This is a genomic window from Sphingobacterium thalpophilum (assembly GCF_038396785.1).
GTDB lineage: Bacteria > Bacteroidota > Bacteroidia > Sphingobacteriales > Sphingobacteriaceae > Sphingobacterium > Sphingobacterium thalpophilum_A.
In genome coordinates this window covers 2,449,008-2,469,434 of sequence record NZ_CP151087.1, presented here as the reverse complement: position 1 = coordinate 2,469,434, position 20,427 = coordinate 2,449,008, and the positions used below count along the sequence as shown (strand labels likewise).

The following is a 20,427-nucleotide window of genomic DNA, read 5'->3' as shown; positions in this document are numbered from 1 at the left end:
TTAAAATTTATAATTGATGTTAAATGAGGCCAACATACCTTGTCCTTTGACGTATTCTTCATTTAAGGCACGATATTGACTGACAACAGGGTAATAGTTTTTATTGAATAAGTTTTCTACACCCATACCGATAGACCATTGTTTGTTTACTTGGTAATTTCCATTTAAGTTAAATAGGTCAACAGTTTTAACGGGGCCTTCACTGTTTTTGTAGACGCCTTTATCGTTTGGAAGAAAGCGATCCCGGGACCCGGTATGTACCCAAAAAAGCTGAAAGGTTAAGGGTTTGATTGGCGTGTAATAGATGTATCCCGTTGCTTTGTCTGGCGAGATCCGTGAACCATTGAGGTAGGATTTTGATCCATCGTCCTTTTTTGCCTTTCCTTCCACATAGGCATAGGTTCCACCGATGGTCAATTGAGGCGAAATATGAGCGCTTAATGCAATTTCGTAACCATACACATCTTCTGGAAGACGTTGTGGCATCAGGTAACCGCCAATGTCCACCAGTTCAACACCCATTTTTGAAGTACTGTAGTAATAAGATGCTGATAGCTGGAAAATGCTGTAATTGCTTGAGAATCCGATTTCGTAATTATTGGTGATAATAGGATCAGTTTTTAGGCTATCTAAATCATTATCTGTTGCCCGACGTACAATACGGCCAAGTTCATTGATCGCGAAACCTTGAGAGAAACTCACGAAGGGATTAAAGATCGCGAATTTGTTGTAACGCAAACCTGCATTGAAGGTCGCTCCTTTGTAGGGGATATTGCCTCCTTTTACAGCAATACTTCCTTCGTTGTTGGGACCTGTAGCGATGGTATTGAAATCCTTTATTTTGACTGTTGCATTTTCATAACGTACACCGCCTTTAAAGATTAAGTTTTCTAGGAAATCAATTTTTACCTGGGCGTATGGAGCAACGTTTAACATATTCATATAGGGAATATAGACCCTGCCATCGGTCAGATTTTGATCCGTAACATCATTTAATAAATCCACACCATAGGTGATATCCGCATTGGAACCCAATACCTGTAAAGGTGTGTTTAGGTTAACGCGTAGGCCTTTTTTCTCCGAGTTGATCTGTGTTTGTCCCGGACCGTACCATGCAGAGGCTTTCTCAACATAACGGTTCATGGATCGAAATGTATTGTAGTATGCAGAAGCAGTTAAGGATGTCGAAGCGAATAGATTACTTTTAGTATAGGTCAACATGGCATTGTGGTTATACGGAGTTCCGGCAGGTTTACCTGGATCATCGCCTTTTACGCCTATCGTTGGCGTTTGACCATATACACCTGTTTGGCTGATGTATCTGTTGTGTTGGTTACTTCTGTAGAAGTTGTACACTGCTGTAATATTGGAACTACTATCGATACGGTATCCGGCCTTTAAAAATGCATTGTATTGATAGGTGTTCGAAAGACCGTCTGTCTGACCAAGGGGAACTCCGTCGCCATCGCGCTGCAAGCCAACGTAATCGGCCGAACCGCTAACGGTATAATTCCATCTGTTTTTTTGTCCGTACAAGGTTTGTCCTATGCGATATCCCATGGTGCCGGCGCTGTGTACGGGATTGAATGTTGTTCGTAGACTGGTGATTCCTTGGATAGCTGCAGCGTCTTTGGAGGGATTGCGTGTAATGTAATTGATAATCCCGCCTGCCGATCCATTTCCATAGATGGATGTGGCACCTTTGATAACCTCCACGCGCTCGATGACACTCGGGTCAATGGTCCGGAGATCACGTTGTCCATTCATCAAAGGTGTAGATTGCGGAATTCCATCGATCAACACCAGTACAGATCGCCCACGCAGTGTTTGTCCAGAATTGGTCGCTTTGTTGGTTGAGGTTCCCAAGCCCGGGATGGTATTACCCAAAATTGTGGAAAGATTGGTGCTTATCTGACTTTGAGCTTCGATTTCTTTTGTGGTTAAAATAGAAACTGAAGAAGGAACAGTTGAAATGTTTTCCGCTTTACGTCCAGCTGTTACGATAATTTCATCTAAAAGTTGAGTAGAATTGAGCTGAAATAACAGGGGCTGTTGAACGGTATCTAAATTAACCATTTTTTCAACCGTTGAAAAGCCTGTATAAGACACACGCAATTGAATGGGATTATTCAACGGTCTTTTGGCAAAAATGAATTGTCCAAGTTGATTAGAATAGCCGACGTTTTTTCCGTCAACTTTGATATTCGCTTGACTTAATGGTTTATTGTCACTGTCCTTGACAATTAGGGATAATTCTTGTGCATTGAGTTGAGCGCTTAAAAGCAAAAGTATTCCACTGCTGAACATTGTATAGCATGTTCTATTTTTCATGGTAATTTATTTAGATCAAATATAAATTAATGCGCAAATATAGTTTATTTTATCATTGTGCCGACAGCTATACGTTATTTTTTTGATTTTTATAGATGTTAGGTCGTGATTTTAAAGTTCATTTTGTCGCACTTGATGCATATGAATTGGTAAGCAAATGTTTACGGGCAGGGGTTTACACGAATTGAATGCTTTATTAAAGATTTATTGATCTTGGATGATTAATTTAGCATACTGTTTTTTGTGTGTCGCAGGCTTAGAGATTTTAACGTAATTATAAATTCATGAGAAGAACATTTTTTGCTTTTTTTCTTTTTGTTTCGTCGTACTCAATCGTCGTCGGACAAAAAATCCACTCACTCGCGTTTGCTTCTCCACAGGCGATGCGAGATTATTTTACCTATGCTAGCGACAAAAAAATTGTCAGTGGTCATCGGGGAACGATTGAGGCTGGGCTTCCAGAAAATTCGATTGCGGCATTTGAGGCCGTGCTGCAAAAAACAACGGCTATTTTTGAAATCGATCCGCGTTATACCAAGGATAGTGTTGCTATTTTGATGCATGATGCGACATTGGATCGAACCACAAATGGAAAAGGAAAAATAGCAGACTATACCTGGGATGAATTGCGTAAACTGAAGCTAAAGGATCAGGCTGGAAATGTGACCAACTATGGTATTAACACACTTGATGAAGTTATTAAATGGGCAAAGGGTAAAACTATCCTCAACTTAGATAAAAAAGACTTACCATTGGCGGCTACAGCAGCAATACTAAAAAAATACAATGCCTACAGTTGGGTGTGGGTTACGGTACATAATACTGAACAGGCAGCGTTTTATTTGGCGCAGAATCCAGAACAGTATATGTCCATGCATATCAAAGATCAAGCTGCATTGGAGAAGTTTAAATCCGCTGGATTACCCTACGACCGTATGATTGTCTGTATCGGGCCAGAACTAAAGGATTCCAATCAGGCGATGTATCAATTTTTCAACAGAAAGGGTGTGATGTGCATGATTTCAGCAGCACCTACCTACGATAAATTGAAGACAAAGGCAGAACGTGCCGAGAAGTATAAGGCCATATTTGCGGAAGGAGCCTCCATTCTTGAGTCTGATCTTCCTATGGAAGTTGGCGAAGTAATCGATTCGTTTTGACGAATTATTATCAATCCAAATCGATATTGTCATCTAAAAATTTAAGATACTTAGGTGATTCATCGTCAAAAATGTCTCTTCCTTCCATCATATAGGCGCGGAGAAGATATTCCTGGGCAGACTCGCTATTATTGTCTTCCAAATAGCACTGTCCTAAGCGCAGCATGATAAAAGGGTTTTCATAGGCATTTTCGATAATGTTCTGTTTTGCCTTTTCAAAATGGGAGAGTGCATTGCGAAAATCGTCCATTAAGAAAAAGGCATCTCCAATGGAAGCTTCGAGCCAGAGGCTTTCCGCATGAACATTTTGTGGACTAGGGACTAGATCAAGCGCTTCGGTCCACACCCGAATTGCTTCCTGATAGTTGCCTTCATCACATTGGATGTTTCCTTCCTCGCTAAGTTGGTCTATTCTGTCTAATGTTTGATCGTCCATAGCATTTTATTCTTTAGAGTGCTATACGAAGATAAGAAATAATAATAAAAAAACACCTGAAGCCTAAGCTTCAGGTGTGAACTGATTGAAATACCGAAGTTTATTTATTCCACCATAATTTGGTGCTGATTACATCATCTCCTTGTCGTGAAAGTGCAGTTTGATAATTCGTCTTATTGGTACTTTGTTCTTTTAATGGATACACCAAACGGCTTGGGATTGTGCTGCCTACCTCAGGAGTGAAAGTATATGTGACAGGTTTGCCTTCTACTGTTCCGGTCCATGTAATATCACCTTTTTTGATTAGGAATAACGGATACCCTGTTCTTCTGATTTCGGACCAAGATTCGATGCTTTGGTTGAAAAGTGCTAAGTACTTTTGAGAAAGCACATTTTCCTTATTCGCAGCAGGAAGTTTACTCAAATAGGTTGCTACTTCATCAGAAGACACGGACCATTTTTCAAGAGATGCCCGAACACCCTTTTCGTAATTTGATTGATCCCAGTTATTGTTTTCCGCTAAAATAAAGGCTACTTCCGCATATTCCATAAGTACTTCCCCATAATCTGCAGCGTTGATAATGTCACTAGGCAATGATATTTTGTCTACAGGAAATAGATTGCCTGCTGCTAGGGGGAGACCATAGGGTTGGCCGTAGTAAATATTTCCTGAGCTTGTCGGTTTGGCAAATTTTGACAGACGTGGATCGGCAATTTTAAAGGGACCGCGGCTGCCCTGTAAAGTCTCAACAATCACATTAGAAATTGCAAAATCTTTTCTGTTGGCAGTTACCGTAGCTCTAAACAATGGTGCTTCATTTGGTGATGTTTTGGAGTATTTAAATATCGCATTATCATTGTTGGAGGTGAATATACCTTTTTTGATGGCATCGGCGATATGTGTCGTTGCCAAAGCTGCATCTTTACCTTTGATTCGATTCGCAACACGTAGACGTAGCGAATTGGCGAATTTTGCCCAGTTAGTATTTGATCCTTTATAAATAATCACTATCAAACGGATAAACACACAAATGAGTAATATTCCTTCATAAAACATTGTTTTTCAATATGTTTTTATAAGAATACAAAAACTCACCTCTCTGTTTTTCAGAACAATTCTGTCTGTATCCAAGGTGGTTTTCTTCGTTTTTTCTGTTTCGTGTAAGTTCTCCTGCTGTTCTGTACCATCCAAAATATTTCCAGATGGCTGATTAAATGAATCCTGATGAGTGCCGCAATGGTAGAAAATGCCTTTTTGCTCTTTGATTTTACACGTAGAACTTGCAACAGTAGCTGTGCAATCAGGGTACACCAAATTTGGGTTTTGATGCCGTTTTCTGTTTCGGAATAAAAATAATGTAACTGGAAGTTTTGTTTGAGTTTTTTGAACAATAGTTCAATGTTCCAACGAAGTTTGTACAAAAAAGCGACTTCTTCCCGGCTGATTTCAAAATTATTGGTGATAAACTCAAAAATCCGCCCTTTATCATCCCTGTAGTTTACTTTTCTGAGGCATAAAGTCTTTTGCTTATTGTCTTCTTTGTAAATGAGATGAACGTGCTCTTCCAGCAAAACACCGGATTCTCCGTCTTGCAACTCTTGTCTGAAGAGTTCTTCCTCTACTTGATATACCGCATTTTTCTTCAATCTGCACACAAAATTGACTTGTTGCTCCGTCCAATGGGCAAATTGCAGGTAATGATTGTAAGCTCTGTCAAAAACAATCATGCTGTGGGCTGCCAGATTCAAATACTGAAGAAAATTTTTGTCGTGCAGTTTAGCTTCGCTGATTTTCACAAATTCAGGCGTATCGCTGTGGGCATCTGTCATCATGTGTACTTTCAGTCCGCCTTTTTTCTTTCCTTCGTTCTTGGGGTTTCTGCCTACTCCTTTCATAATGTCTGAAAACAAGCGTATGGTACTGGAATCGAAGATAAAAAGCTTGGCAAAAGAAACATTATCAATACGGCTGACCGACAAAACGGACTTGAAATGTTCCAATAACATAAAATAGACATCCTTGAAAAATTCATTGTCCCTGCCCCGAAGCCCATCGCCTGCCGTGCTCTTGGCGGGAGATTTTTCCATTCCCAAATAATTGAGTTTCCCTGCCAAACCTTGCATCCCATCGCATATTTCACCCATAGAATCGCATCGGCTGAATATGCCGAAAAGCATCGTCATCAAATGCGTCCACGAATCAAATGTTTTATAATATCGGTCTGATTGATGCTTGTTAACCAATAAATCAAACTTGTTGCGGGGGATAAATTGCAATATTTGTTTGAAAATTGGCTGACCGACTAAATTCTTTTCTGTATTTTTATGGCTCATATTTTTAGTGTGTAGTAAAACTAAAATATGAAAAAAGGAGCTACCTGAACAGATGGCTCCTTATATTTTTTTGTCGGTTAGTAGTGATAAATAATATCAGCTGTTCCGAAAGTCGTGGCTGTTGGATACTTTGCTAGTGTATCAGCTGCCTGCTGTAATTCATTGAGAATATCTTTGTATATTTTCTCTTGACTAGCATATTTCGGCGTCAGGTTATCCGGGTCCTGCTGCAGAGCTTCAAAATCTGCATCTTTATTGCCATAAGATTCATATGGGATATCACCAAAAACATCTGTTAGCGACTGAAAAGCGTAAGCCTTGAGTATTCTTGCTATCGCAATCTGATTGGTATTTGTACCTGCTGTTCCTGCCGATGCAATCGCTTTAGTGGATTCATTGGTATTTAGCTTAATAATTTCATTTAAATTGTTAAGTGATTTGTAGGTCGCAGTCCAATAGTTGTCTGAATAGCTTGTTGGTATTTGATAACGAGATTGGTCTGTATAGATGTTCTGACTGAAATACTGAGCAAATAATTGAGCACCACGTAGGCTTACCTCTTCACTTCGTAATGCACTGACTAGCTGTTTCTCGGCTGTCACTAGAATTGTTGGCGTTGTGACAGAAGCAGGTCGATTTGGATCTGTATTGATATCGCTAAATGTGGATTTGGAGCACGAAGTAGCAATAAGCGATAGGCCAATGAATGAAGTATGTAGTATGTTTGATATTTTCATCTGTGTATATTTATTTATAAGTGCTTGTTCTGATTATCTATGAATCAGTTGCACTTGGTTTATCTTTTAAAGCTGATGAACGATCAGATTTATCCGGTTTGGATATTACGGAATAAATCATGATGAATTTCATTCTTCTAAAATTTAAGATTAACGTTAAAGCCATAAGTAACCGGAAGAGGTATATTTCCACCTTCGATACCCTGCACATTTCCACCGCTGGATGTAAACTCTGGATCAATATATTTACTCTTGGTATAAATGTTCCAAAGGTTACGTCCGTATACATTCACGCCAATGTTTTTGATAATTTTGGGATTAGTTAATTTGAAATTGTATCCCAGCATAACTTCCCTTAACTTAACATATGTTGCATCGAAAATTGAAAATGTTGTTGGGCCATTATATTCATTGCGCGCCCATTGTTGTGCGGTAATATTGGTGGTATTCTGCTGGATGTTACTCACATCATACGAACCATCACTATGGAATGCAACATCTCCCTTAACGCCATCGAGAACGACACCTGTTTCACGAATATTATTTGCAGCTGTCTTATCCAAAATACCCGAATACATACCAACTTTATAGGTTTGTGAGAAGAATTTTCCACCCACTCGACCCGAGACTAAAAAGCCTAGACTAAAGTTTTTGTAACGGAAACTGTTTTGGATACCGAAGGTAAAATCGGGTAGTACTGACCCTAAAGGAACCAACTGTGATGTTTTCATGTAGGTGCCATCTGCCTGTACAACGCGTTGTCCATCCGGAGCATAGACAAAGTCGTAACCCAAAAATTGACCATAAGATTCTCCTTCACGTGCAACGAGCTCGACCAAGGAATTGCTTAAGCTCAATGTATTGACCTGATCATCCAGTTTAATGACTTTGTTTTTATTTTTAGCCCAGTTGATTGTCGCATCCCAAGTAAAATTTTCGTGTTTGATAGGGGTACCATTTAAGACGACTTCAATTCCTTTATTATTAATTTTTCCAGCATTGAATACTTTTCCGGCATACCCGAATGATGATGAAACAGGAACTGGTAAGATTTGATTCCTAGAATTGTTGTTGTAATAGGTTACATCAAATCCTAGTCGATTTTTGAATAATTGTAGATTTACGCCTGTCTCCCAAGAGCTGGTAATTTCAGGTTTTAGATTAGCATTTGGTTTAGTGCTTGGAAGCCCATAGGATGCTTGTCCATCAAAGGATTGTTCGGGTTCGTAGACTTTATACAATTGATAAGGATCTGTGTCATTTCCGACTTGAGCCCATCCCAAGCGGATTTTACCAAAACTAAGCCAATCCAATTTTTTAAAGGCTTCCAATTGGCTAAAAACAAAACTACCTGTCAGGGATGGATATATAAATGAATTGTTGTTGGTCGGCAATGTAGATGACCAGTCATTACGTATTGTTCCATCTAAGTATAGAAAATCGTTGTATCCCAAAGAAAAGCTACCATAGATTGATGCAATGCGTCTATGGTATCGGAAGTTGTCAATTTTAACTGCATTGGCATTTTTCAGGTTATAGTAATTAGGAATAATCAAACCACCCTGTGTAATCGCGTAGTCTTGCTTCCGCTGCTGGTCACGGAGATTGGCGCCTACGTTTCCTATAAGGGAGAATTTATCCCAATTTTTCTTGGCGGTAGCCAAAAATTCGTAGTTGTATTCATTTAACTTATTGTTCGCTTCTTCGTATTGAGAAGTGCTTCGTGAGTATACCGCAATTCGATCTTGGGATTGGAATGAATAAATATCTCCATGTACTTTAGCTCCTAAAGTTAGCCAATTGTTTAAGTCATATTGTAAACCAATATTACCGTAGAAACGATCTCTATTGTCCTCCATGTACGACTCATAGGCTGACCAATAGGGATTATCAATAAAGCGGGTCGCCTCGGCGGCAGGCGTATTTTGCCATCCCGTTCGGTTCCAGGCTAACGGGGTTCCGTCTTCACGTTTGTAGTTTTCCAGTATTTTGTAATCGACTTGTACAGCTCCCCATTGGAATGCTTCCAGGATAATATTTCTATTGGAAGCACCTGTCCATGGACGGCCTACTGATGCATTACGGATATAGTTGAAATTCGAATTAATCTTCAGTTTACCTAATTGTGTACCTCCTGAGAAGTTAAACGTATTACGTCCCAAACTGGAGTTAGGTGTTGTTCCCGTTACATTTTTATTAGTGTAGGAAAAGCGATAATTTGTATTTCCGCTATTTCCTGCTATGGCAAAATTGTTGGTGTTGGATACACCTGTCCGAAAGAAATAACTAACATCATTTTTAGGATAAATCCACGGAGAAGGATTTAAATAGTTAGCCTCATCTTCAGGGTTTAGATTATACCATTGAAGCACAGGTGTGCCGTCCAGTTTTGGTCCCCAGCTTTCGTCTGCGGCGTAATCGACTATTTTGTAGTCTGTTCCGTTGATGTTTTGGGTTTGAAAGCTTGTAGAATACCCTTGACCATAGAGATGTTGTCTTTTGGGTAATCGAACGATATTTTCAAAATCAACCCCAGTATTTAAGGAAATATCTATTTTTTCACCTTTTGATGCACGTTTGGTGGTAATCAATATAACTCCATTGGCTGCCCTAGAACCATAAAGTGCAGCAGCAGAAGGCCCCTTTAATACCGAAATATTATCAATGTCGTCTGGGTTGATATCTTGTATCATGTTACCAACGTCTTTACCGGCACTTCCGTTGATAGTAGAAGAAGAGTTTAGATCGGTATTATCAATTGGGGTACCATCAATAACATATAGAGGTTGATTGTTCCCCGCGATTGAGTTAATACCTCTCAGTAAAACATGGGAAGATCCACCCATATTTCCACCTGAGGTCGTTACTTGAAGTCCTGCAACTTTTCCAGACAAGGCACTGAGGGCATTGGTGGGACGCGTCTGAAGTTCAACAGATTTAACTTCCTGTACGGCGTAACCCAATGATTTTTTTTCGCGGGAAATACCTAAGGCTGTCACAACGACTTCATTTAGCTGTGAAGTCGTTGGCAGAAGTTGAACAGTCGTGAAACCTGTAGGATTGGTTTGAACAGTCCTAGTTTCAAAGCCAATGTATTGAATGCTGATGTTGAGTGAGCTTCCGGTCGAAGGGAACTCAAATAATCCATTTGCATCTGTTTGAACCTGCTTTTTACTGCTTGTTTCGGTAACTGTAGCCCCTTGGATAGGATTGTTGTTGTTGTCGACTACTTTTCCTTTTATAGTGGTTTGTGCGTATAGCGCACCAGTACTAAGACAAAGCGCGGCCATTACGACAAAATTTATGTTATTTTTTGCCATATTAATTATAATAGTGAGTTTATTGTTTGAGTTGGGTTATAGGAGATATTTGAAATTTACCTGTAAAAACATCCCCTTAGGACATTCGTTTTTCAAGGATATTATCTGTATGCTGTTTCATGTGTTAAAAAATGTTAATGCAAATATATAAAATCTACCTGATAACTATACTTTGTTTTTTTGTTTTTTGTAATTTTTGAGTCAGAATGATGAGATGTGGTCGTTAAAGGAGCGGGGAGGCTAATTAATCAAGTTCGTTTTCTTTCCGGAATACCTTCATATGTTCTATGCAATATGTTGCCTATCAGAATATTGATTGGCGGATACGAATCATAAACAGCGACGCACGAATTGTAAATCTTTGTATTCTTAAATAGGAAAGGGCAACATTCTTGTTCAGCCATTCCATGTAATAAAACGTATAACAAAATGATTATTTTTGGCACAAGAACAAAGGTATTAGCTAACAGATCGCAATCGGCGATTGGCAACTGTGCATATTGTGGTACTGCTCAGTCTCTTTTTGCATACAGACAAGTGAAGTACATTCATATTTTTTGGATACCCCTATTTCCATATGCCTCGGAGATTATTACCATGTGTACCCATTGCAAAAAGCTAAGTTATCAACGTGAAATCGACCCACAAACACTTCAGTCCATATCATCGGGAACTATCCGTAAAACACCTATTGGATATTTTGCGGGCTTAGTTCTGATTGGACTTTTTGTATCCGCTATTGTTATAGCAGGAATTTCCGGCGCAAAAAAGAAGGAAAAATACCTGAAAGATCCAAAGGTTGGCGATGTGTATGAGTTTTCTTATACAAAAGATGGAAAAACCATGCGTACGCTTTATCGCATCGCCAATTTAACGAAAGACTCTGTTATCTTTGACCTAAACGATTATGAAGCGGATAGCCGAAAGGGCCTATGCAAATTGCGCGAGCAACATGCAGATAGCTATTCTGAAAAGCAACGTTTATCACGAGCTGAACTTGAAGAAATGAAAAGTAAGATATCGAATATTAAAAGATTGTAATGATTATTTTTATCGTTGTTATAAACAAGCTTCAGCTCTTTACCTGATCTATTTCTTTGTTTTGACAATATTAAACTTGTGAATATAACCTACCATAAAATATTGTTTTAATGTTAGTGAATTTCCAAAATACGTCCTGTTGCCCTGACTGCCCCAATAATTTTGGGTATTCTGATTCAATATGTCAAAGCCAGTCAATTTTAGCTGTGAATTGTTTTTCAATGTGTAATAGACTGAAGCATTTAAGATATGGTAGTTTTTTCTTCCACTCAATCCGCTGGCCCGGTTATCTAGCGAGTAGGTAGATTCCAATGAAAACCCGTGGATCGGATTAATATTCAATCCTGCGCCAATTTTATGTGTTGAATAGGTTGATTCAATAAAGTCGGGGTTATCTTTTACCGAATTTATGTTTTGTTCCAAGAATAAGTGTACTGTGGTGATATCGTCACCATGTTTTTCCACGTCGCGGAAAATTGTTGGCTGGCATTAATCCCTATATTGGTCCCTTTATTATCAACATCATTGATGGAACTATAATTTTCATAGGTGTAGATATTGTTGTTTTGCGATAGATAGAATGACCAATTTTTATTAGCTTTTAGGTTGTATCTCAGGTAAGTATAGGCACTATAGTTATATTTTGAGCCAGCAAGAAACATCTGGGTGGTCATTTGTCCTGTATTGTTGTTTCGCCAGCTACGGCTCCCGATGCTGTTATTGACATAATTGATATTCCCATTGACATTAAACTGCAATTTCGAGGTATACTTATAGTAGGATATACTAACATTCTGTTTTTCGATATTGTTGAATATAAAAGATGTCTTTCGCGTATACAATGGATTTAGATCCATGACGAGCTGTTGAATTCCGTAGAGTTCGGGAGACTCGAGATCTTTGTACCAGCCGAGGTTTAGATCTTTATAACGGATGTTAATATTGGGAAGCCAGTAGCCTAAAGATGATTTCTCGACCGAATTGATTTTAAGTAAATCAAAATGATTTGCCTTTACTTGATAGGCTGTTCCAAATTTTACGTTGAAATCTTTGGTTGGTCTCCAGTAAAATATAATCCCCGTAATATAATCCTGGTATTTGTAACGGTAACTATTTTCATAGGGAGCGGCATGTACTTCTCCAGTACTGTCGCGGTTGATGTACACACTCTCCTGTGGTCCCTGCCGGTTGGTGACATAGGTAAAATAATAATCAAAGTTGAGTTTTTTAATAGTTTTATTGTAATAGGCAGCACTAAAATAGAGATTGTTGGAATTATTTTGTGTTAGGTTTTTATGCCATAGACTAGTTTGAGGATTCGCTGTATCGTAAATATTGGTAAGCTGGAAAGAGCTGTCGGTCTTTTCATTGGTATTGATGGAAACCGTATTTCTAAACGATACAATATGATTTTTATGGAGTTGTTTTTCGATATAGAAACCATGTGAATAGTTTAGTGTATTTTCATTATTTCCTCCTGTACCTGTTGCGTCATTTAGTTTTTTGAGATCCGTATAGGAGCGGTTCCTTCCTAAGGTTGAGCTGTTTTTTGTATTGATACCCAAACTCGGTGTAAATTCAAAGTAGGCTGTGGTGTCCATGCGATGACGGAGCAGGGTTTTGATATTATGCCCTACAGATCTCTCCTGTTGTTGGTAATTGGATTCTGAATATTGTTTTTCCTGGTCGAATAAAGAAATTTGATTGCCTGTATTCTGATTTTCGGCTTTATTATATTTCAGCATATACATGATATTCAACTTGGTTTTCTTTCCCCAGTCATTGTTGAGGTTAAATCCTAAGCCTATATCGTTGGCTTTACCTGAATAGTTTCTACCTCCAAAATTATCAAAACCATAATTTTCGGAACGACCAAGCCCAGCTTCTTGGTTCAATTCATTGTAGTCAAAACTTTGGCGGTTAATGTTATTTCCGAAACCGATTAAACTCAGCTGGAGTGTATCCTTAAATGTATTGAATAAACCGCCAGCCTCATATCTACTCCGGGTACCGGCACTGCCATAGAGCTTACCGAAGCTCGCTCTGAGGAAATCTTTCTTAAATTTTAAATTAATCGTGATCGGCAGTTTATCTTTGTCTTCATTATCCTTTTTTGTTTCACCCTTATCACGGTACACCTGTACAGTTTTAATAAGCGAAGCGTCCAGGTTTCGTGTAGCAATACGGAGATCACTCGAAAAGAAATCCTTTTCATTTACTTTTACTTTTGAAACCTCTTTTCCTTGATAGTAAATCGAACCATCCATATTGACCTGCAGACCAGGTAGTTCTTTGAGCAATTCCTCTACGTTGGCGTTGGGGCGAGTTTTGAAGAAGTTGGTGTTATATTCTAACGTATCTTTATTCATCCGCACGGGGGGAACGATATTGACGACTACTTCATCGAGACTTTTGGAATCGAGCTTTAATAGAGTGAAATCATAATTTTCTCCGTTAGGAATATTGAATTCTTGACGAAAGGGATTTGCATTGACATGTGAAATAAAAAGTGTTAGTGCGGTGCCTGTTTGAATTTTAACAAATTCAAACTTACCTTTTGTATCAGTAAGGAGATAGGAAACCACGGAAGAGTCTTTTGAATTGAGAATCGTTACAGTTGCTTTTTCTAATGGTTCCGCGTTTTGAGAAAATACCGTCCCGAGAACTTTTCCCTTCGATTGGCCTATAACTATAGTTGTGGTTAGTAATAAAATTAAAAATAAGTAAATTTTCATAAAATTTAAGTACGTATATCTTGGCTATATTGAGGGTCAAAATGATTAAATGTAAATCATTTTAATACAATATTAAAGAAATGAATTTTATATTATAAATGAAAATTTATTTAAAAAAACAATCGATTGCGGATTTTATTTGTTACAATATCTTTTGAATTATTTGTTTGAAGGGCAATCTTTTTGCGATGATTATATTGTGTTTCACGATATAGCTAGCATTTCGATAAGCAATTTGAAGAAGGGTATAGTATTAAAATGAGGGTATCCAGTAGATCGGATACCCTCATGGCATTATTGGTCGATGTTGATTTTGTAAATTGCTTCTGCTTCTTTGTCATCAAATTGGCGCATTTGCGTGAGAAGTTTCTTTTTCATCCGTTTGACGACGCTTCGATAGGTAGGATCCTTGTAGACATTATGGAGTTCATTGGGATCCTTTTGAAGGTCAAAGAGTTCCCAATTTTCGATCCGTTTATAATAGCGGATCAATTTATACCGATCATCACGAACACCAAAGTGGGGGCTCACGGCATGTTCGCCATTTTCAAAATAATGATAGAACAGATCTTTCCGATGTTCCTCGCTGTTATTTTTCAGAACATGAACAAAAGATTCACCTTGCATATCTTTCGGTTTTTGGATAGCAGCTAATTCCAATAGCGTGGGAGCGATATCAGCGTTGACAATTTTAGCATTTATAGTTGAGTTTGGGTGTAACAGGGCTGGGTACCGCATGGTCATTGGTGTACGAAAAGACTCCTCATACATCCAACGTTTATCGAACCAGCCATGTTCACCCATATAAAAACCTTGGTCTGAAAGATAGATTACAATTGTATTTTCAGCGAGGGATTTTCGATCTAAATAATCCAATACTTTCCCGATGTTGCGGTCCATGGATTGGGCAGTATTGAGATAATCAATCATATATCGTCTAAATTTCCATTCAGCGAGCTGTTTTCCTGTCAAATTACCCTGTTTCAATTGTTCATAAATAGGACGGTAATAGGCGATATAGCTGTCCTTTTGAGTTTGGTTCATCCGCTTGAAGTTACCGTCGGCCATCATGTCTTCCAACGAATTGAACATTTTGAGATCGTAGCCCATTTTCATGTCCTTGTCAATGGACATTTCCTGCAATGCAGCTGCCGGCCTACTTTGGTAATTGTCGTAGAAAGTAGCCGGTAAGGTGAATTTTACAGCATCATAGCTCCCAAAGTCCTTTGGATCCGGCATCCAGGTACGGTGTGTAGCTTTGTGACCGATGATTAGACAAAAGGGCTTCTCAGCATCTACGGTATCTAACCAATCAATTGCTTTTTCGGTTACGATATCGGATACATACCCTTCAGTGCGTTTGCGGCCCTCTTTGCTGATAAAATCTGGATTAAAATAGGTTCCCTGCCCAACAAGAATGTCATAATAGTTGAAACCTTGCAGTTTGTCTCCTAAGTGAATTTTACCCACCCAAGCGGTATTGTAACCTACGTTTTGGAGCTGTTTCACAAAAAGATCTTGGCTAAAGTCGAATTCAGAAGTTTCATTGTCTTTGAATCCATTTTTATGGCTGTACTTGCCCGTCAATAATGTAGCCCGGGATGGTCCGCAGATGGAATTGTTTACAAACGCATTTTTAAATAGAGCACCCTGAGCAGCGATGCGATCTATCTGTGGTGTTTTTCCGTATTTCGAACCATAGGCGCCTATTGCCTGATAGGCATGATCATCGGAAATAATGATAATGATATTAGGCTTTTTTTGTGCAAATGTATTTTTATGCAGAAATGTTGCGAGTACAGCAAATAAAAAGATCCTGAGTTTCATTGTGTTTTCGGTTTAAATTGAATGAATCAAGCTTTTTTAAGCTATGCGATTTGAAATAGTATAGCGTTAGCGAAGCATTATAATGCTGACTAAGATAATGATTATTATGTATTACATAAAATAATTAAGTGAGTGAATTTACTTTTTCATATCATTGCCGCTGTATTTTTGATTCGGATTACAATGAGAATAAAGGATAGATCAGATCTTTTTTATAGGACAATTATGGGATTTAAGGCAATATTAAGTGTATACTCTTCGCTTTAGTAGATGCTTAAAGCCCAATCATATAATCGGGCCTTTCTATCGTAAAGTGAATCAATCCTGTTAAACAGATTATCCAATAGATTTCTTATATAAAAAGAGGCGCTGATAATGATTATCAAGATGCTTGCGCATGGCATTTCGAAACACCTCAGCATTGCCCACCTTCAATATATCTACTAGGCCTCGGTGTGAGATAAAGCTTTTCGATGAGCTGGGACTGGTCAGTAAGCCACTGCTGTGCACATATTGAAAAACAGGTAAAAGCATGTTCTGAAAGTCTTTGAGAATCGTATTTCCAGTTATTTCGTAAAGCTTACCATGGAAGGCAATTTCAGTTTCAATGTCGAAAATAGTATTATCTGCATCTATAGGTTCTTTTGCAACGATCGCTTCCAATTCCTCAATGTCCTTTTCTTGTATATGTTCAAAGAGAATATCCGCCATACCTATCTCCAGAACCATACGCATTTCAAAAAGATCCTGTAAGGTCTTGTTTTCCATAATGGTCGGATAAAGTGATTTGCGTAGGGGTTTTATAAGATCTGGACTCGTTAAAACAGCTCCGCGATGTTTTTTGGACTCGATCAATCCGACCATACGCAACCGCAACATGGCTTCGCGAACCACCGTACGACTTACGCCAAGGGTTTCTGCCAGCTCAATTTCCTTAGGTAAAGCATCTCCAACCTTTAAGCCTTGATTGACAAAAAGATTGATGATTTCTTTTTCGGCACGATCTACAAGAGAAGAAGTATCAATTGTATTCAGATGTTCTATGAGCGAAGAATTCGGTTCCATATATATTACATAATAGCGCATTAGGCGCGTTAAGGCAAAGATAATTAATAAATGTGATTAATATGTTATACATAATTTAATTAAAATTTGTTTTTTACATTTTGTAATTTATATATTTGCATATATGTAATACTTAATACAAACCAATATGTATTCAAACCTAAAATTACGAACCCTTCTCAGCCTGTCTATTTTGATGGGCAACATGCTCTTAGCGCAAGCACAAGACCATGCCGTGCGGGGTAAAATTACCGATGCAAAGACAGGGGAATTGCTTGGCAATGTTACTGTAAAAGTCAAAGGGTCCAGCCAATCTTTGCAGACAAACGCTGATGGAACATTCTCGATCAGCACGAATCCCAATACCGTATTAATGATCACGTCTACGGGGTATAGACCATATGAAGTGAAAGTTGGGCAATTAAATCAATTGGATATCAAACTCGAGTCCAAGGTTGAGCAAATGGATGAAGTCGTGGTGGTGGGGTATGGAAAAATGAAGAAGTCGAATTTAACGGGGTCTGTAAGCAGCTTGGATAAAAAAGTGCTTGAAACTGGAGTTCGCTCGAACCCAGCTTCTGCTTTAGCGGGTACGATACCGGGTATTCGAGTGCAGCAAACTTCAGGAAGACCGGGAGCTGTACCCACGGTTGTGCTTCGAGGTGGGACTACGTATGGCGGCGGTGGCACGCCATTGGTTATTGTTGACGGCTTGATTAGAAATGGATTTAATGACATTAATCAAAATGACATTGAATCGATAGATGTCTTAAAAGATGCTTCTGCTACAGCAATTTATGGTGCTAGGGCTGCAAACGGTGTGATATTGATAACCACAAAAAGGGGAAAAGAAGGTGTTTCCAATATTACATTGTCGTCTAAAGTTGGTGTCAATAAATTGAACAACCCTTTTGATTTCCTAAGTGCCAAAGATTACTTAAACTGGAGTAGAAAAGGTGTTCAGGTATCTGGGCAATATCAACCGTCCCAATTGAATCAATTAACGAGTGTGGGCCCCTTTGGTACGGGGAATAAATATAAGGATGATAAAGGAAATATCCTAGATGGTAATCTTACCAGCAATGCCGTGTGGAGTACCATGTTGCTCGATGATACCAATCGTGAATTGTTGCAACAGGGATGGCAGACCATGATTGATCCTGTAACTGGAAAAGAACTAATTTTTAAAGATTTTGATTATGCTAAATATGCACTTCGTGATGCTAGTTTGACGCAAGATTATAATATCGCATTACAAGGTGGGAACGATAAAGGTAAATATTATGGAAGTGTGGGGAAGTATAACGAGAAAGGGATGCCAATCAATACTTTTTATGATCGTACAACTTTTGTGTTAAATGGCGAATATAAAGTTAAACCTTGGCTACATTCATTGTCAGGGGTGAATTTCGCGTATACGAAATGGCGTGACGCTATTAACGGAGAAGGAAACTATATGACGCGGGCACTGGGGGCCCCTCCAACAATGCGTGGTACAAATGCCAATGGAGATCTGCTCGTTGGTCGTGATTATCAAGATGGGAACCCTCTGGTAAATGATGATAAGTTCATTCGTAAAAATCTAAATCAGAAGCTTACGCTTACCCAAGCTTTTACAATTAATTTTTTGGAGAATCTTAGCTTACGCGTCAGTGGAAACTGGTTTTTTAACCAGTCTACTTCGGAGTCCTTTAATAAGGATTATATAGCCAGCCCAGGAAATTATGTTCGCACAAGAAATTCCTCGGCTTCCTATGATAAAATATATAATCAAACCTATAACGCAGTCTTAAATTACAGAACTGAAATCGCGAGTTCGCATCATATTGACGCGATGTTGGGGTCGGAATTTTTTGATACGTATAACAATGGATTTACAGCTGCGGGAAGTGGAGCTCCAACAGACGACTTTATGGATCTTGGATTAACGAGTCCAGAGGCCAATAAAAGAAGTATCGATTCATACCATGATCGACAACGTATAATGTCCTATTTTGGACGAGTAAACTATGACTATAAAGAAAAATACCTTTTGACATTGACTGCGCGTAGAGATGGTTATTCGACATTACTAAATAATCGATGGGGAACCTTTCCTGGAGTTTCAGTCGGTTGGGCTCTACACCGTGAAGATTTCCTGAAGGATTATTTAGGCACTGATAAAGTCGTAAATACGTTAAAATTACGCGCTAGTTATGGAGGGAACGGTAATGTCAGTGGAATCGGATCTTATACACTTCAAGGTTCATATGGCACAAACAAGTATGATGGGCAAGTGGGGTACACCATGTCCACGCTTTCAATTCCAAACCTCAAATGGGAGAGTTTGATTACAAAAGAAGTCGGACTTGAATCCAGAATCTTAAATAAGATTGATTTGAGTCTTGCCTATTATCATCGGACGACTAAAGATAAGATTGCAAGTTTATCATTACCAGCTTCAGCCGGTTTTACTACAATTACGACCAACAATGGTGATATGCAGAATCAGGGAGTCGAAATTGGGGTGAATTATCAAATGCTGAGAAGGAAAGATTGGGATCTAAGCTTTAATTGGAATACGGCGTATAATAAGAACAAGATCTTAAAATTGCCTTTTAATGGCGTTGAAAATAACAGACAAGGCGGTTTACAGGTTTATGATCCAAAATCCAAAGAACTCATTTGGGTAGGAGGCAATCAGGAGGGGCAAGACCCGAATGTTGCTTATGCTTATGAAGCCATCGGGATCATTCGGACAAAAGAACAGTTGGATAGCTATGCCTTGCAATTGAAGGATCTGATCGGTGCACGTACATTGGTACATCCGGATGTCTATAATGCGTTGTCCAGTAGTGAGAAGAATTTATACTATCCATTAGCTTTAGGCGATGTTATGTGGAAGGATGTAAACGGAGATGGTATAATCAATTCTTATGATAGGGTGTATATGGGAAATACAGTGCCGAGATGGACGGGCGGATTTGGTGCAGCTTTGCGCTGGAAGAATATTAACTTGAGTACCCGTTTTGATTACGCATTGGGCTATGTTGCTTATGACGGACCGAGAGCCTGGTTTCTTGGAATGATGCAGGGAACATTCAATACGACAACAAGTGTATTTGATACATGGACACCTGAAAATCCAAATGCAAAATATCCGACTTATTATTGGGCAGATCAATTGTTTAAAAATAATACGAGTCGGGAAAGTAGTATGTTTTATAATAAAGGAAATTATCTGGCATTTAGAGAGATTAATGTCTCTTATCGCTTGCCTAAATCCATTGCTAACCGATTAAAAATGGAAGATTTAAGCATCTCCGCCACAGGCCAAAATTTACACTATTGGTCAAAAAATACATTGTTCTCCCCTGAAAGTGGAAGTGTGGGACAAAATGGAGGCGGATACCCTCTTCCTAAAACATTTATACTTGGGCTTCAATTAACATTTTAATTCCA

The 20,427-nt window shown here is 38.8% G+C and carries 13 protein-coding genes; 3 read left to right on the top strand and 10 right to left on the bottom strand.

The window, feature by feature from the left end; all coding sequences use genetic code 11:
- Complete coding sequence (locus tag AACH28_RS11000) at positions 1–2,331, bottom strand: TonB-dependent receptor (RefSeq protein WP_341832956.1); 2,331 nt, start codon at positions 2,329–2,331, stop codon at positions 1–3.
- A gap of 284 nt (positions 2,332–2,615) precedes the next feature.
- Here AACH28_RS11000 and AACH28_RS10995 point away from each other — a divergent pair, with 284 nt between their 5' ends.
- Positions 2,616–3,491: a glycerophosphodiester phosphodiesterase family protein gene (locus tag AACH28_RS10995; protein WP_341832955.1), complete on the top strand. Its 876-nt coding sequence runs from the start codon at positions 2,616–2,618 to the stop codon at positions 3,489–3,491.
- 10 nt (positions 3,492–3,501) lie between these two features.
- Here AACH28_RS10995 and AACH28_RS10990 read toward each other — a convergent pair whose 3' ends face one another.
- From AACH28_RS10990 to AACH28_RS10970, 5 genes are all read right to left on the bottom strand, one after another.
- Positions 3,502–3,927, bottom strand: a complete 426-nt coding sequence (locus AACH28_RS10990) for a tetratricopeptide repeat protein (RefSeq protein ID WP_046673933.1) — start codon at positions 3,925–3,927, stop codon at positions 3,502–3,504.
- 100 nt (positions 3,928–4,027) lie between these two features.
- Positions 4,028–4,984, bottom strand: a complete 957-nt coding sequence (locus AACH28_RS10985) for a SusD/RagB family nutrient-binding outer membrane lipoprotein (RefSeq protein WP_341832954.1) — start codon at positions 4,982–4,984, stop codon at positions 4,028–4,030.
- Between the two features lie 50 nt (positions 4,985–5,034).
- On the bottom strand, positions 5,035–6,261 hold the full coding sequence (locus AACH28_RS10980) for an IS4 family transposase (RefSeq protein ID WP_073067027.1): 1,227 nt from the start codon (positions 6,259–6,261) through the stop codon (positions 5,035–5,037).
- A gap of 77 nt (positions 6,262–6,338) precedes the next feature.
- Complete coding sequence (locus tag AACH28_RS10975; protein WP_341832953.1) at positions 6,339–6,998, bottom strand: SusD/RagB family nutrient-binding outer membrane lipoprotein; 660 nt, start codon at positions 6,996–6,998, stop codon at positions 6,339–6,341.
- Positions 6,999–7,135: 137 nt separating this feature from the next.
- Positions 7,136–10,318, bottom strand: coding sequence for a SusC/RagA family TonB-linked outer membrane protein (locus tag AACH28_RS10970; protein WP_341832952.1), 3,183 nt, complete (start codon positions 10,316–10,318; stop codon positions 7,136–7,138).
- 429 nt (positions 10,319–10,747) lie between these two features.
- Between AACH28_RS10970 and AACH28_RS10965 the strand changes: the two genes are divergently transcribed.
- Positions 10,748–11,359: a hypothetical protein gene (locus AACH28_RS10965; RefSeq protein WP_341832951.1), complete on the top strand. Its 612-nt coding sequence runs from the start codon at positions 10,748–10,750 to the stop codon at positions 11,357–11,359.
- Positions 11,360–11,407: 48 nt separating this feature from the next.
- Here the strand turns inward: AACH28_RS10965 and AACH28_RS10960 are convergent, their stop codons facing one another.
- The 4 genes from AACH28_RS10960 to AACH28_RS10945 all read right to left on the bottom strand — a co-directional run bounded on the left by AACH28_RS10960 (position 11,408) and on the right by AACH28_RS10945 (position 16,986).
- Entirely contained in the window at positions 11,408–11,782 is a 375-nt protein-coding gene (locus AACH28_RS10960; RefSeq protein ID WP_341832950.1) for a hypothetical protein, read from the bottom strand.
- Entirely contained in the window at positions 11,767–14,094 is a 2,328-nt protein-coding gene (locus tag AACH28_RS10955) for a carboxypeptidase-like regulatory domain-containing protein (RefSeq protein ID WP_341832949.1), read from the bottom strand. Before AACH28_RS10955 ends, AACH28_RS10960 begins: the two co-directional genes overlap by 16 nt.
- A 294-nt stretch (positions 14,095–14,388) precedes the next feature.
- Positions 14,389–15,921 (bottom strand): sulfatase, encoded by a 1,533-nt coding sequence (locus AACH28_RS10950; protein ID WP_341832948.1) that lies wholly within the window; start codon positions 15,919–15,921, stop codon positions 14,389–14,391.
- Positions 15,922–16,257: 336 nt separating this feature from the next.
- The gene (locus AACH28_RS10945) at positions 16,258–16,986 is read right to left on the bottom strand and encodes a FadR/GntR family transcriptional regulator (protein WP_112373680.1); all 729 of its coding nucleotides are present in this window, start codon (positions 16,984–16,986) and stop codon (positions 16,258–16,260) included.
- A 148-nt stretch (positions 16,987–17,134) separates the two neighbouring features.
- On the opposite strand from AACH28_RS10945, the gene AACH28_RS10940 reads away from it, so the two are divergent.
- Positions 17,135–20,422, top strand: coding sequence for a SusC/RagA family TonB-linked outer membrane protein (locus AACH28_RS10940; RefSeq protein WP_312745777.1), 3,288 nt, complete (start codon positions 17,135–17,137; stop codon positions 20,420–20,422).
- Positions 20,423–20,427 lie beyond the last annotated feature (5 nt).